Consider the following 14,311-nt stretch of genomic DNA (forward strand, 5'->3'; position numbering starts at 1 on the left):
ACGGGGCGCGCTCAGCGCACCCCGCGCAAGCGGCTCAGATCGCGATCAGGCGACCGTCTTCCAGGCGCAGCACGCGGTCCATCTGGCGCGCCAGGTTGAGGTCGTGGGTCACCACCAGGAAAGCGGTCTGCGAACGATTCGACAGTTCCTGCATCAGTTCCTGGATGCCCTGGGCGGTGTGATGGTCAAGGTTGCCGGTGGGTTCGTCGAGCATCACCAGGCCCGGACGATTGACCAGGGCACGGGCGATGGCCACGCGCTGGCGCTCACCGCCCGACAGCTCGGCTGGTTTATGGTGCAAGCGGTGCCCGAGCCCCACACGCTTGAGCAGTCCCTCGGCACGTTCGCGCGCCTCGCTGATCGACGTCTTGCCGATCAGCAGCGGCATGCAGGCGTTCTCCAGGGCGGTGAACTCAGGCAACAAGTGGTGGAACTGGTAGACGAAGCCCAACGCTCGGTTGCGCAGCAGGCCACGGGCACGTTCGCCCAGCGCCGACAGCTCTTCACCGGCCAGCCAGACACTGCCGGTACTCGGGGTGTCCAGCCCGCCCAGCAGGTTGAGCAAGGTGCTTTTGCCCGACCCCGAACTGCCGACGATAGCGACCCGCTCACCGGGATGCAGCTCAAGGTTCAGGCCAGACAGCACCTGCACCGACTCCGGGCCTTCGTCGTAGCTCTTGCCCAGGTTGCGGCAGCTCAACACGGCTTTATCACTCATGCGCGACTCACTCATAACGTAGCGCCTCCGCAGGCTGGGTGCGCGAAGCGCGCCAGGCCGGGTAGAGGGTTGCGAAGAAACTCAGGGCAAATGCCGCCCCACAGATCATGTACACGTCCTGGGCCTGAAGCTGCGACGGCAGGTAATCGATGAAGTACACATCGGCATTGAGGAACTTGTGCCCGATCAGGGTCTCGATACCGGCAATCGCGGCGCTGACGTTCAGTGCGCCGAGAATGCCCAGCACCGCGCCGATGGCCGTGCCGACCACGCCGATCACCGTGCCCTGAACCATGAAGATGGCCATGATCTGCCGCGGAGTCGCACCCAGGGTGCGCAGGATGGCGATGTCGCCACGCTTGTCGTTGACCACCATGACCAGGGTGGAAATGATGTTGAACGCGGCAACGGCCACGATCATCAGCAGCAACAGGGCGATCATGGATTTTTCCATGCGAATGGCCTGGTACAAGTTGCCTTGGGTGCGGGTCCAGTCACGTGGGTAGAACTGCTGCTCGCCCAACTGCTGGGCGATCGCATAGGCCACACGCGGGGCTTCGAACAGGTCCTCGAACTTCAGGCGCAGGCCCTGCACCTGGTCGGGCTTCCAGCGGTGCAGGCGGGACAGGTCGGAGATATTGGTCAAGCCCAGGAAGCCATCGATTTCACCGGCCCCGACATGGAACAGACCGACCACGGTAAAGCGCTTCATGCGCGGGAAGATCCCGGCCGGAGTGACGCTCACCTCGGGGGCGATGAAGGTCAGTTTGTCGCCCACGGTCACGCCCAGCTTCTGCGCCGCCTTGTCGCCAATCATGATGCCCCACTCGCCCGGCGCCAGCGCCTCGAGCCCGCCCTTGAGCACGAAGTTGTCGATGATCGACACATCGCGCTCACGTACAGGATCGACACCATTGAGCAGCACCTTCTGCACCTTGCCATCGTGCGTGAGCAGGCCCTGCATCTGGGTGAACGGCGCCACCGCCAGCACCTGCTGATTCTGCTTTACTTGAGAGGCAAGGGATTGCCAGTCGTCGATCGGCTGGCCGGTCTCCAACGTGGCGTGAGGGACCATGCCCAGCACGCGGGTACGCAGTTCGTGGTCGAAGCCGTTCATCACCGACAGCACCACGATCATCACCACCACGCCCAAGGCGAGGCCGATCATCGAGGTGAGCGAAATGAACGATACGAAATGGTTGCGACGCTTGGCACGGGTGTAACGCGTACCAATGAATACGAAAAGAGGTCTGAACATGTCGGGGCTTGTTCGGATGAAAGGGAACGTCCTTGTGGCGAGGCGCTTACGGCGGCTTTACACTCGGACCACCGCCGTAACCTAGGGTTCGCCATGACGACATTAGACGAAGAAGATCGCCGCGAATACTACCGCATCGAAGATCGGATCGCACTTCAAATCAGCCCTCTGAGCGCGGCCGAAGCCCTTGAAACAGAACTGTTGCAGGATGATTCCCCGCTGTTCAACCTGCTCAGCGAGCTGCACCTGTCGGACTTCGAATCGCAGCACCTGTTGCGCCAGCTGAGCGAAAAAGACCGCACCCTGGCCGCCTTCCTGCGCGCTCAGAACAAACGCCTCGACCTGCTCAGCTCGGTAGTGGCCCACACGCTGATCGGCGAGATCGGCGCACCGGTGCCGGTGATCATCTCCGAAGGTGGCATCGAATTCGCCCAGACGCGCTCGATCGCCCCCGGCACCCGAGTCAAAGTAAAGATGGTACTGATGCCTCGGGCACACGGCCTGTTGCTGCGCGGCAAGGTCACGCACTGCGACGCGCGCGCCGACGGACGTTTCGAGGTGGGCACCGAATTCATCGACATGACCGACGCCCAGCGCCAGTTGCTGGCCCGCTACATCCTCCAGCGCCAGCAGCAACAGCGACGCCAGGCCCTGGAACAGAACGACCCGGCCCCCTGAGCCTCATTACCTGAACTTGAAGGAACGAACGTGACCCTGATCTACGGCCACCGCGGCGCCAAGGGCGAAGCCCCCGAGAACACCCTGACCAGCTTCCGCCAGTGCCTCGCCCATGGCGTGACCCGCTGCGAACTGGACCTGCACCTGTCAGCCGACAACGAGCTGATGGTGATCCACGACCCGACCCTCAAGCGCACCACCGGACGACGCGGCAAGGTGGTCGAGCACACCGCCGCCGACCTGGCCAGCTATGACGCGCGCAAAGGCGGGCCGGGGCATGTCCAACCCTGCCCGATTCCACGGCTGGAAGAACTGTTCGAAAAATGCCCCTTCGAGCACTGGCAACTGGAAGTCAAGAGCGCCTCACGCACACGCGCGGCCAGCACAGTGCTGGCGATTCGTGAACTGGCCCAGCAGCATGGCCTGCTCGACAAGATCACCATCACCTCCAGCTCCCGCGAGGTGCTGGGTGCCGCGCTCGAACTGGTGCCGGATGTGAAACGTGGACTGGTGGCTGAATACGCCTGGCTCGACCCACTGAAGGTCGCGCAGAACTATCAGTGCGAAATGCTGGCACTGAACTGGACGCTGTGTACCCCCGAACGCCTGATCAAGGCACAGAAACAGGGGTTGCACGTGTCGGTGTGGACGGTCAACGAACCGGCACTGATGCGCCGGCTCGCTGATTTTGGCGTGGACAGCCTGATTACAGACTTTCCCGGTTTGGCCAAGACCACCCTCGGGTAGGGCTGAAATCGGTCTCCCCGACCGGCTCAGGCCACCGGCCGGAGCCGCTCAAAAAAGCCGGTTCAGACCGTCATAGGCAGCTACCCGATAGGCTTCGGCCATGGTCGGGTAGTTGAAGGTGGTGTTGACGAAGTACTTCAGGTTATTCAGCTCGCCCGGCTGATTCATGATCGCCTGACCAATGTGCACGATCTCCGATGCCTGGTAGCCGAAGCAGTGCACGCCGAGGATCTGCAAGGTCTCGCGGTGGAACAGAATCTTCAGCATGCCTTGCGGCTCGCCGGCGATCTGCGCCCGGGCCATGCTCTTGAAGAACGCCTTGCCGACTTCGTACGGCACTTTGGCCTGGGTCAGCTCCTGCTCGTTCTTGCCGATCGAGCTGATTTCCGGGATGGTGTAGATCCCCGTCGGCACGTCATCGACGAAGCGCCAGCTGCCGTTGTCGACGATGCTGCCGGCCGCCGAACGGCCCTGGTCGTGGGCAGCACTGGCCAGGCTCGGCCAGCCGATCACATCGCCGGCACCGTAGATGTTCGGCACGCTGGTACGGTAGGCCTCGTCCACTTCGATCTGGCCACGGCTGTTGACCTTGATGCCGATGTTCTCCAGACCCAGCTTGTCGGTATTTCCGGTACGGCCGTTGCACCACAGCAAGGCGTCGGCCTTGATCTTCTTGCCCGATTTCAGGTGCAAGATCACGCCATTGTCCAGGCCTTCGACCCGCTCGTAATCTTCGTTGTGGCGAACGGTGATGTTGTTGTTGCTGAAGTGATAGCTCAGGGCCTGGGAAATTTCCGAGTCCAGGAAGCTCAGCAACTGGCCACGGTTGTCCACCAGTTCCACCAACACGCCCAGGCCACTGAAGATCGAGGCGTATTCGCAACCGATCACTCCAGCGCCGTAGACAATCAGCTTGCGCGGGGTGTGGCTCAGGCTGAGGATGGTGTCGCTGTCATAGACACGCGGGTGGTTGAAGTCGATGTCGGCCGGGCGGTAAGGGCGCGAACCGGTCGCGATGATGATGTGCTTGGCATTGAGCTTTTCCACCACCCCGTTGGAGCAGACCACTTCGACGGTCTGCTCGTCGGCGAAGCTGCCAGTGCCAACGAACACATCGACGCGGTTGCGGGCGTAGTAACCGGTCCGCGAGGCAACCTGCTTGCTGATCACCTTCTCGGCGCTCTTGAGCACGTCCGGGAAGGAGAACCAGCGCGGCTCGCCGATGGCTCGGAACATCGGATTGGTGTTGAACTGCATGATCTGCCGCACGGAGTGACGCAGCGCCTTGGACGGAATGGTGCCAAGGTGGGTGCAGTTGCCGCCGACCTGGCGACGGCTGTCGACCATCGCCACCTTGCGCCCTGCTTTGGCGGCGTTCATTGCCGCGCCTTCTCCGGCCGGGCCGGAACCCAGCACCACTACGTCGTAGTTATAGACAGCCATGCGTACTCCTTCAGAACTGGCCCGCGAGTCACGGTGGCTCGCGGTGCGCGATCATGCCGCCGGGGCGCCATGAAAAAATTCGGGTGCAGTCTAATCAAGCGTGAACGCCGCGCACATTAACCCTTGGTCGCGTCGTAGGCCAATGTTGCCTGCACTACATATGGTTCCACCGATTCCCTGGCGGCGATCATCCGTGGGTTGCCTTTCACTCGCCTTTCACCGCCCGTTCGAATGCAGGCGTGCTACGGGAGACGAAGCCACCCCCGCTGCGGGTCACCCCTGCCACAACAATCCGTCAGGCTCCGACGGCGCAAGAAAAGCGCCGGCCATTGTCCTTGAAATACTGCCGATAGTCATCCGAGGTCGACACCCGCCAGCGGCTGCAATCAATAACAGCAGGCACCGACGTCACAGCGGTGCGCGCAAAAAAAAACGGGAACCCGAAGGTTCCCGTTTGCTCAACGCATCAGCAGCGGATCAGCGTGGAAACGCTGGTGGGTTCACACCCGCCATGTCTTCCATCACGCGCACGACCTGGCAGCTGTAGCCGAACTCGTTGTCGTACCAGACATAGAGCACAACACGGTTGTCGTTGCAGATGGTCGCCTCGGCGTCCACCACACCGGCGTGGCGCGAGCCGACGAAGTCGGTGGAGACGACTTCCTGGGAGCTTACGTAGTCGATCTGCTTGTGCAGGTCCGAGTGCATGGCGGTCTGGCGCAGGTACTCGTTCAGCTCTTCGCGGTTGGTGGCCTTTTCCAGGTTCAGGTTCAGGATGGCCATCGACACGTTCGGCGTTGGAACACGGATCGCGTTACCGGTCAGCTTGCCCTTGAGCACTGGCAGCGCCTTGGCAGCGGCGGTGGCAGCACCGGTCTCGGTGATGACCATGTTCAGCGGCGCGGCGCGGCCACGACGGCTGCCCTTGTGGAAGTTGTCGATCAGGTTCTGGTCGTTGGTGAACGAGTGAACGGTTTCGACGTGGCCGTTGATGATGCCGTACTGGTCGTTGATCGCCTTGAGCACCGGCACGATGGCGTTGGTGGTGCAGGACGCCGCCGAGATGATCTTGTCATCGGCAGTGATGTCGCCGTGGTTGATGCCGTGCACGATGTTCTTCAGCGCGCCCTTGCCAGGTGCGGTGAGGATCACGCGGGCAGCGCCCGGGCAGGCCAGGTGCTGGCCCAGGCCGTCGGCGTCACGCCATACACCGGTGTTGTCGACGATCAGGGCATCGTTGATACCGTACTGGGTGTAGTCGACTTCGCTCGGGCTCTTGGCGTAGATGACCTGGATCAGGTTGCCGTTGGCGGTGATGGTGTTGTTGGCTTCGTCGATGACGATGGTGCCATCGAACGGACCGTGTACCGAGTCGCGGCGCAGCAGGCTGGCGCGCTTGGTCAGGTCGTTCTCGGCGCCCTTGCGCACGACGATGGCGCGCAGGCGCAGGCCGTCGCCACCACCGGTTTTTTCGATCAGGATGCGCGCCAGCAGGCGGCCGATGCGGCCGAAGCCGTACAGCACGACGTCGGTGCCCTTGCGTGCGGAAACGTTTTGCTGACCCACGACATCGACCAGCTCGTCACGCACGAACTGCTCGGCGCTGCGGCCATTGCCTTCGGCCTTGAACTTGTTGGCCAACTTGCCCAGGTCGACCGAAGCGGCGCCCAGTTTCAGCTCGCTCATGGCCTTGAGCAGCGGGAATGTCTCGTGGACGGACAGTTCGGTTTCGTCAGCCTGACGGTGACGGGCAAAGCGGTGCGCTTTGAGGATCGAGATAACCGAACGGTTGATCAGGCTGCGGCCATAGATCGAGCTCACCACGTTATTGTTGCGGTAGAGCTGACCGATAAGCGGGATCATCGCTTCAGCCAGGGCTTCACGATCGATCCACTCACCAAGACACTGGTCGGGCTTCTGAGTCACGGTAACCTTCCACATGTAGGGGAACAAAAAAGGGGCTACATTATGACGCCCCGCGGCGTATCGGGCAATGAGCGCCTGTCGTCGGCCACAACCCCCGCCATCAGGCCCTTTCTAGCCTGACAGCGCGCGCCGTCACCGGTACAATCGGTCTCTTTGCCGCAACGCTTGGAGTCCAATCTCCCGTGTCAGTTCTGCGCCTACCGCAAATGTCGGCCACGGCCGGCAAACAAACCTGGGGCAACCTGCCTGGGGCCGCCTTGAGCCTGGCCATCGCCGAGGCCGCCAACAGCGCCGGGCGTTTCACCCTGCTGCTGACGGCCGACAGTCAGTCCGCCGATCGCCTGGAACAGGAGCTGCGCTTCTTCGCACCCGAGCTTCCGGTGCTGCCCTTCCCCGACTGGGAAACCCTGCCCTACGACTTGTTCTCGCCGCACCAGGACATCATCTCGCAGCGCATCGCCAGCCTTTACCGGCTGCCGGAACTGGACCACGGCATTCTCGTGGTGCCGGTGACCACCGCCCTGCACCGCCTGGCCCCGACGCGCTTCCTGCTGGGCAGTAGCCTGGTACTGGACGTTGGCCAGAAAATCGACGTCGAACAGATGCGCACGCGCCTGGAAGCCAGCGGCTATCGCTGCGTCGATACGGTCTACGAGCATGGCGAGTTCGCCGTGCGCGGGGCGCTGATCGACCTGTTCCCGATGGGCAGCAAGGCCCCCTACCGCATCGATCTGTTCGACGACGAGATCGAGACCCTGCGCACCTTCGACCCGGAAACTCAACGTTCGATCGACAAAGTCGACTCGGTACGCCTGCTGCCGGCGCGCGAGTTCCCGATGCACAAGGACGAAGTGACGCGCTTCAAGGCGCGTTTTCGCGAACGCTTCGACGTCGACTTCCGCCGCAGCGCGATCTTCCAGGACCTGACCAGCGGCATCATCCCTGCCGGCATCGAGTACTACCTGCCGCTGTTCTTCGAAGAAACCGCCACCTTGTTCGACTACCTGCCCGCCGACACCCAGGTGTTTTCGCTGCCAGGCGTCGAGCAAGCCGCCGAGCACTTCTGGAACGACGTGCGCGGGCGCTACGAGGAGCGCCGTGGCGACCTCAGCCGCCCCCTGCTGCCACCGGCAGAGTTGTTCATGCCGGTCGAGGACTGTTTTGCCCGCCTCAAGCAGTGGCCGCGTGTGGTGGTCAGTGCCGAAGACCTCGAGCCTGGCGCGGGGCGCGAGCGTTTTCCGGCGCGCGCCTTGCCGAACCTGGCGATCGAGGCCAAGGCCAACCAACCGCTGGCAGAGCTGTCGAGTTTCCTCGATCAGTTCGGCGGCCGAGTGCTGTTCACCGCAGAATCCGCTGGCCGTCGCGAGGTGCTGCTGGAGTTGCTCGAACGCCTCAAGCTGCGCCCGAAAAGCGTCGACAGCTGGGCCGACTTCATCACCGGCAAGGAGCGCCTGGCGATCACCATCGCGCCATTGGACGACGGCCTGCTGCTGGACGATCCGGCCCTCGCACTGATCGCCGAAAGCCCGCTGTTCGGCCAACGCGTGATGCAGCGCCGACGCCGCGAGAAGCGCGGCGAGGCGGCCAACGATGCGGTCATCAAGAACCTCACCGAACTGCGCGAAGGCGCGCCGGTGGTGCACATCGACCACGGCGTGGGCCGCTACCTGGGCCTGGCCACACTGGAAATCGACAGCCAGGTCGCCGAGTTCCTCACCCTGGAATACGCCGAGGGCGCCAAGCTCTACGTGCCGGTGGCCAACCTGCACCTGATCGCGCGCTACACCGGCAGCGACGATGCCCTGGCACCGCTGCACCGACTGGGCTCTGAAACCTGGCAGAAGGCTAAACGCAAAGCCGCCGAACAGGTGCGCGACGTCGCTGCCGAACTGCTCGACATCTATGCCCGCCGCGCCGCACGCAAAGGCTATGCGTTCGCCGATCCGGCCGCCGACTACGCCACCTTCAGCGCCGGCTTCCCGTTCGAAGAAACCCCCGACCAGCAGGCCGCCATCGAGGCGGTCCGGCTCGACATGCTGGCGGCCAAGCCAATGGATCGCCTGGTGTGCGGCGATGTCGGCTTCGGCAAGACCGAAGTGGCCATGCGCGCAGCCTTCATTGCCGTACACAGCGGCCGCCAGGTGGCGGTACTGGTGCCCACCACGCTGCTCGCGCAGCAGCACTACAACAGCTTCCGCGACCGCTTCGCCGAGTGGCCGGTCAAGGTCGAGGTGATGAGCCGCTTCAAGTCCGCCAAGGAGGTCGCCAATGCCGCCGCCGAGCTGGCCGAAGGCAAGATCGATATCCTTATCGGCACCCACAAGCTGCTGCAGGACGATGTGCGCTTCAAGGACCTGGGCCTGGCGATCATCGACGAAGAGCACCGTTTTGGTGTGCGTCAGAAAGAGCAGCTCAAGGCCCTGCGCAGCGAGGTGGACATCCTCACCCTGACCGCAACGCCGATCCCGCGCACACTGAATATGGCCGTCGCAGGCATGCGCGACCTGTCGATCATCGCCACCCCGCCGGCCCGCCGCCTGTCGGTGCGCACCTTCGTCATGGAGCAGAACAAGAGCACCATCAAGGAAGCGCTGCTGCGCGAACTGCTGCGCGGCGGCCAGGTGTACTACCTGCACAACGACGTCAAGACCATCGAGAAATGCGCCGCCGACCTGGCCGAACTGGTCCCCGAAGCGCGCATCGGCATCGGCCACGGGCAGATGCGCGAGCGTGAACTCGAACAGGTCATGAGCGACTTCTACCACAAGCGCTTCAACGTGCTGATCGCCTCGACCATCATCGAGACCGGCATCGATGTTCCCAGCGCCAATACCATCGTCATCGAGCGCGCCGACAAGTTCGGCCTGGCCCAACTGCACCAGCTGCGTGGCCGTGTCGGGCGCAGCCACCACCAGGCCTACGCCTACCTGCTGACGCCACCGCGCCAACAGATCAGCAGCGACGCCGAGAAACGCCTGGAGGCCATCGCCAACACCCAGGACCTCGGCGCAGGCTTCGTGCTGGCGACCAACGACCTGGAGATCCGGGGCGCCGGCGAGTTGCTCGGCGAAGGCCAGAGCGGGCAGATCCAGGCCGTGGGCTTCACACTGTACATGGAAATGCTCGAACGCGCGGTCAAGGCAATCCGCAAGGGCACCCAGCCCAACCTGGAGCAGCCGCTGGGTGGCGGCCCGGAGATCAACCTGCGCCTGCCGGCGTTGATCCCCGAAGACTACCTGCCCGATGTGCATGCGCGACTGATCCTGTACAAGCGCATCGCCTCAGCCAACGACGAAGAAGGCCTCAAGGACCTGCAAGTGGAGATGATCGACCGCTTCGGCCTGCTGCCTGAGCCGTCCAAGAACCTGATGCGCCTGACGCAGCTCAAGCTGCAAGCAGAAAAGCTCGGCATCAAGAAGGTCGATGCCGGCCCCAACGGCGGCAAGCTGGAGTTCGAAGCCGAGACCCCGGTCGATCCACTGACCCTGATCAAGCTGATCCAGGGCCAACCCAAACGCTACAAGTTCGAAGGCGCGACCCAGTTCCGTTTCCTGGTGCCGATGGAACGCCCCGAAGAACGCTTCAATACTCTGGAGGCGCTGTTCGAGCGCCTGACCCCCCAAACGAACTAAGGAAGCTGCATGCGTGCCATCCGTAATCTGACCCTGTTGCTGGCGCTTTTCGCGCCAGCCGCCTTCGCCGAGGGCCCGTATCAGGTGGAAATGATCCTGGTCCGGCAGAACGCCGTGCAGGCCGTCACCAGCCCGTTCGCACCGGAAAACTGGAGCGCAGGCGCGCCGCGCCTGGAAAAGGCCGCCGAGCGCCCGCCGATGCTGGACGATGAAATCACCCGCCTGCAGGCCACGCCCAGCTACACCGTACTGCTGCACAAGGCCTGGCAGCAGCAGGTCGGCAGCGAGCCAAGCCGCATCGCCCTAGGCAGCGGCGAGGAACAGTTCGGCCACTTCCCGATCGAAGGTAACCTGAGCATTACCGAAGGCCGCTTCATCAGCGTCGAAGCCAATTTCTGGGTCAACCAGCTCGACGGCAACGGCAGCGTGCTGCAAAGCGAGCAGTTCAGGCAGAGCAACAGCAACATGAAGGCCGGGCAACTGACCTTCCTCGACGGTGGCCACTTGGCCGTGTTGCTCAAGGTAACCCCTGCCGGCATGCGCAAGGTGCCGGTAATGGACCCGGAGATGATGGAGCAGTGAAGTGAGTCAGGCCGAGGTGCATAAGCTGCTGGGCGAGCATCCTGGCTGGACCCGTTCGTTCGCCGGGCCCGCCCTGGAACGCGGCGAGCGTTACGCGCAGCAGGACCGCGTCGAACTGAACGCCTGCGGTGTCACCCATATCGAAGCGCACTGCCGTGGCAGCGAAGGCCAGCACTACCAGCAGCACATCGAGTTACGCATTCAGGGGCGCCACTGCCAGGTCAACGGGCGTTGCAGTTGTCCGGTTGGCTACAACTGCAAGCATTGTGCGGCGGTGCTCTATTGCCTGAGCGCAGGCGCGACGCCCGAGGCCAGCCAAGGCGACGCCCTTCCGGCTGACCTGCAGCGCTGGCTCAACGGCCTCGAACAACCGGCAGCGCCGCCGAGCGGGCGCGAAGAAAAACGCGGACGTATGGTCTGCTACCAGCTGTGCTTCACCGACGACGGCTACGCCCTGCGTGTGCGCAAGGGCACCCAGCAAGAAGACCGCATACGCTACAGTCGCGTGCAGTCGCTCTACGAACTGCTCTACGAACCGCCACGTTTCGTACAGGAAGAAGACACCCGCATCTTGCGCCTGCTATCGGCGCTCAACCTGCCCAGCGGCGCCGAGCGCGGCTACCCGCTCAAGGGCCAGGAAGGCGGTGAGCTGCTGCAACGCGCACTGGATACCGGACGCCTGTTCTTCGACGAAGACCTGCCACTGATACGCCAGGGTGCGCTACGCGCGGCCGACTTTCGCTGGGTGCGTCTGGATAACGGCAGCTACCGGGGCCTCTGGTACAGCGCAAAAGAGCCGTTGCCCTGCGTACTGGCGTTGCTGCCGCTGTACTACTTCGACGTGCTCACCAACGAAGTGGGCAAGGTCGGCCACGACCTCGACCCGCACATCGCCCAGCAACTGACCTTGGCGCCGGTTGTTCCCGAACACCTGATCGTGCCCCTCAGCCACAAGCTCAATGCTTTGAATCACCACCTCCCGACCCCGACCACCCTGGACGAGCAGTTCATCGACGACGTCCAGCCTGTTGCCCACCTCACCCTGGGTAGCCTCGAATTCAGCGCCTACATGCCCAAGACCGGGCGCATGCAACGGCAGATGCAGCATCGAGCCGCGCTGGCGTTCGATTACGACGGCCTGCGCGCCAGCAGCAACGACGACAAGCCCTTGACCCGTTTGGCAGGCAGTACCAGCCAGCGCATCCGCCGCCAGCCCCAGGCCGAACAGGCGCTGCGCAAGGTACTGCGCGAACACGGCTTCAAGCCTGCCACTCGCCAGAGCAAGGCATTGCCCGACAGCGCCGGCGAGATGCACCAGTTGCCCGATGACGAGGCCTGGCTGCGCTTTGCCCGTGAAGGTCTGCCTGCCCTGCGCGAGGCCGGCTGGGTGGTGGAGGTGCACCGCGACTTCGCGTTCAACCTGCACGAGGTAGACGACTGGTACGCCAACGTCACCGAGGCTCCCAGCCACGAATGGTTCGACCTGGAACTGGGCATCGTGGTTGAAGGCCAGCGCCACAGCCTGTTGCCCATCGTGCTGCAACTGCTGCGTACCAGCCCCGAGCTGCTGCGACCCAGCGAGCTGGCCCGGCGCAGTGACGACGAACACCTGCTGCTGGATCTGAACCGCACCCGCCACGAGGCCCCGGCGCTACGCGTCGCCCTGCCCTATGGCCGCATCAAGGCGGTGATGGGCACCCTTGGCGAGCTGTACCTGCACGAAGACGCCGTGGGCCCGAGCCTGCGCCTGGAACGCGCCGACGCGGCACGCCTGAACGAAATCGACGGCCTGCCGCTGCTCTGGGAAGGCGGCGCCCACGTGCGCGACCTGGGCCGACGCCTGCGCGATGCCCGCGATATACAGGTGACGCCGCCCAAAGGCCTGAATGCCACCCTGCGCCCCTACCAGCAGCAGGGCCTGAACTGGTTGCAGGCCCTGCGCGAAATGGGCACTGGCGGCATCCTCGGCGACGACATGGGCCTGGGCAAGACACTGCAAACCCTCGCCCACCTGCTGCTGGAAAAAGAAGCCGGCCGTCTCACCCATCCGGCACTGGCGGTGATGCCCACGAGCCTGGTGCCCAACTGGCTCGACGAGGCCCAGCGCTTCGCCCCTGACCTGCGCGTGCTGGCCCTGCACGGCCCAGGCCGCAGCAAGCATTTCGCAAGGCTAGCCGAATACGATCTGGTGCTGACCACCTACGCACTGGCCCCACGCGATCTGGATCACCTCAAGGCCCAGCCCTGGCACCTGCTGGTGCTGGACGAGGCGCAGAACATCAAGAGCGCTACCAGCAAGGCGGCCACGGCCCTGCGCGCGCTTGAAGCGCACCAACGGCTGTGTCTGACCGGCACCCCCATGGAGAACAACCTGGGCGAGCTGTGGTCGATCTTCCACTTCCTCATGCCCGGCTGGCTGGGCGACAGCAAGCGGTTCAGCCAGGACTACCGCACCCCGATCGAACGCCACGGCGACAGCGAGCGTCTTCAGCACCTGGCCAGCCGCATCCGCCCCTTCCTGCTGCGCCGCACCAAAGAGCAAGTCGCCACCGAGCTACCGGCCAAGACCGAGATGATTCACTGGGTCGAACTCAGTGATGCCCAGCGTGACACCTACGAAGCGGTAAGGGTGGCGATGGACAAGAAAGTCCGCGACGAGATCGCTCGCAATGGCGCCTCGCGCAGCCAGATCGTGATCCTCGACGCACTGCTCAAGCTGCGCCAGGTGTGCTGCGATCTACGTCTGGTCAAAGGCGAAGAGACCAAGGGCAATTTCGCTGACAAGGGCAAACTTGCCAGCCTGTTGGAGATGCTCGACGAACTGCTCAGCGAACGACGCAAGGTGCTGTTGTTCTCGCAGTTCACGTCGATGCTGGCGTTGATCGAGGCAGAGCTGATCAAGCGCGGCATTCGCTACAGCCTGCTGACCGGCGACACCCGCGACCGCCGCGCGCCCGTGCAGCAGTTCCAGCACGGTGACAGCCAGGTATTTCTGATCAGCCTCAAGGCCGGCGGCACCGGCCTGAACCTCACCGCCGCCGACACCGTGATCCACTATGATCCGTGGTGGAACCCGGCCAGCGAAAACCAGGCGACCGACCGCGCCTACCGCATCGGCCAGGACAAGCCGGTATTCGTCTTCAAACTGATTACCCGGGGCACGGTAGAAGAGAAGATCCAGCAGCTGCAACAGGAAAAGGCAGCCCTGGCGGCCGGCCTGCTCGATGGCGGACAGGCCGGGCAATGGCGCTTGGGGGATGAGGAAATCGAGGCATTGTTCGCCCCGCTGCCGGGCAAGCGGGCGCGCTGAGGTCGACGTACGCCCAA

General features: G+C 63.7%; 9 protein-coding genes. 5 read left to right on the forward strand and 4 right to left on the reverse strand.

The genetic code is table 11. The annotated features are described in order from the left end of the window. Window positions 1-34 precede the first annotated feature (34 nt). Window positions 35-718, reverse strand: a complete 684-nt coding sequence (gene lolD / locus ACNFIC_RS18310; protein WP_171030965.1) for a lipoprotein-releasing ABC transporter ATP-binding protein LolD — start codon at window positions 716-718, stop codon at window positions 35-37. 7 nt (window positions 719-725) lie between these two features. Next, entirely contained in the window at window positions 726-1,976 is a 1,251-nt protein-coding gene (locus tag ACNFIC_RS18315; protein WP_416781575.1) for a lipoprotein-releasing ABC transporter permease subunit, read from the reverse strand. 93 nt (window positions 1,977-2,069) lie between these two features. Between ACNFIC_RS18315 and ACNFIC_RS18320 the strand changes: the two genes are divergently transcribed. Together ACNFIC_RS18320 and ACNFIC_RS18325 are read left to right on the forward strand one after the other, a co-directional pair. Further along, window positions 2,070-2,654: a PilZ domain-containing protein gene (locus ACNFIC_RS18320; protein ID WP_416781576.1), complete on the forward strand. Its 585-nt coding sequence runs from the start codon at window positions 2,070-2,072 to the stop codon at window positions 2,652-2,654. Between the two features lie 30 nt (window positions 2,655-2,684). Then, a complete protein-coding gene (locus ACNFIC_RS18325; RefSeq protein WP_138220137.1) occupies window positions 2,685-3,401 on the forward strand; it encodes a glycerophosphodiester phosphodiesterase in 717 nt (238 codons plus the stop codon). Window positions 3,402-3,449: 48 nt separating this feature from the next. Here ACNFIC_RS18325 and sthA read toward each other — a convergent pair whose 3' ends face one another. Both sthA and ACNFIC_RS18335 read right to left on the reverse strand, forming a co-directional pair. After that, window positions 3,450-4,844, reverse strand: coding sequence for a Si-specific NAD(P)(+) transhydrogenase (sthA, locus tag ACNFIC_RS18330; RefSeq protein ID WP_138220138.1), 1,395 nt, complete (start codon window positions 4,842-4,844; stop codon window positions 3,450-3,452). A gap of 477 nt (window positions 4,845-5,321) precedes the next feature. Beyond that, the gene (locus ACNFIC_RS18335; RefSeq protein ID WP_138220139.1) at window positions 5,322-6,785 is read right to left on the reverse strand and encodes a glyceraldehyde-3-phosphate dehydrogenase; all 1,464 of its coding nucleotides are present in this window, start codon (window positions 6,783-6,785) and stop codon (window positions 5,322-5,324) included. A gap of 167 nt (window positions 6,786-6,952) precedes the next feature. Here ACNFIC_RS18335 and mfd point away from each other — a divergent pair, with 167 nt between their 5' ends. Genes mfd through ACNFIC_RS18350 form a run of 3 tightly spaced genes read left to right on the forward strand, consistent with a single transcriptional unit; the run spans window position 6,953 to window position 14,294 of the window. Next, on the forward strand, window positions 6,953-10,402 hold the full coding sequence (gene mfd / locus ACNFIC_RS18340; protein WP_416781577.1) for a transcription-repair coupling factor: 3,450 nt from the start codon (window positions 6,953-6,955) through the stop codon (window positions 10,400-10,402). A 9-nt stretch (window positions 10,403-10,411) separates the two neighbouring features. Then, window positions 10,412-10,984: a CsiV family protein gene (locus tag ACNFIC_RS18345; protein ID WP_138220141.1), complete on the forward strand. Its 573-nt coding sequence runs from the start codon at window positions 10,412-10,414 to the stop codon at window positions 10,982-10,984. A 1-nt stretch (window position 10,985) separates the two neighbouring features. Next, entirely contained in the window at window positions 10,986-14,294 is a 3,309-nt protein-coding gene (locus ACNFIC_RS18350; RefSeq protein ID WP_416781578.1) for an SNF2-related protein, read from the forward strand. Window positions 14,295-14,311: the final 17 nt, after the last annotated feature.

Source organism: Pseudomonas sp. NY15463 (assembly GCF_048068415.1).
Taxonomy (GTDB): Bacteria; Pseudomonadota; Gammaproteobacteria; order Pseudomonadales; family Pseudomonadaceae; genus Aquipseudomonas; species Aquipseudomonas mosselii_C.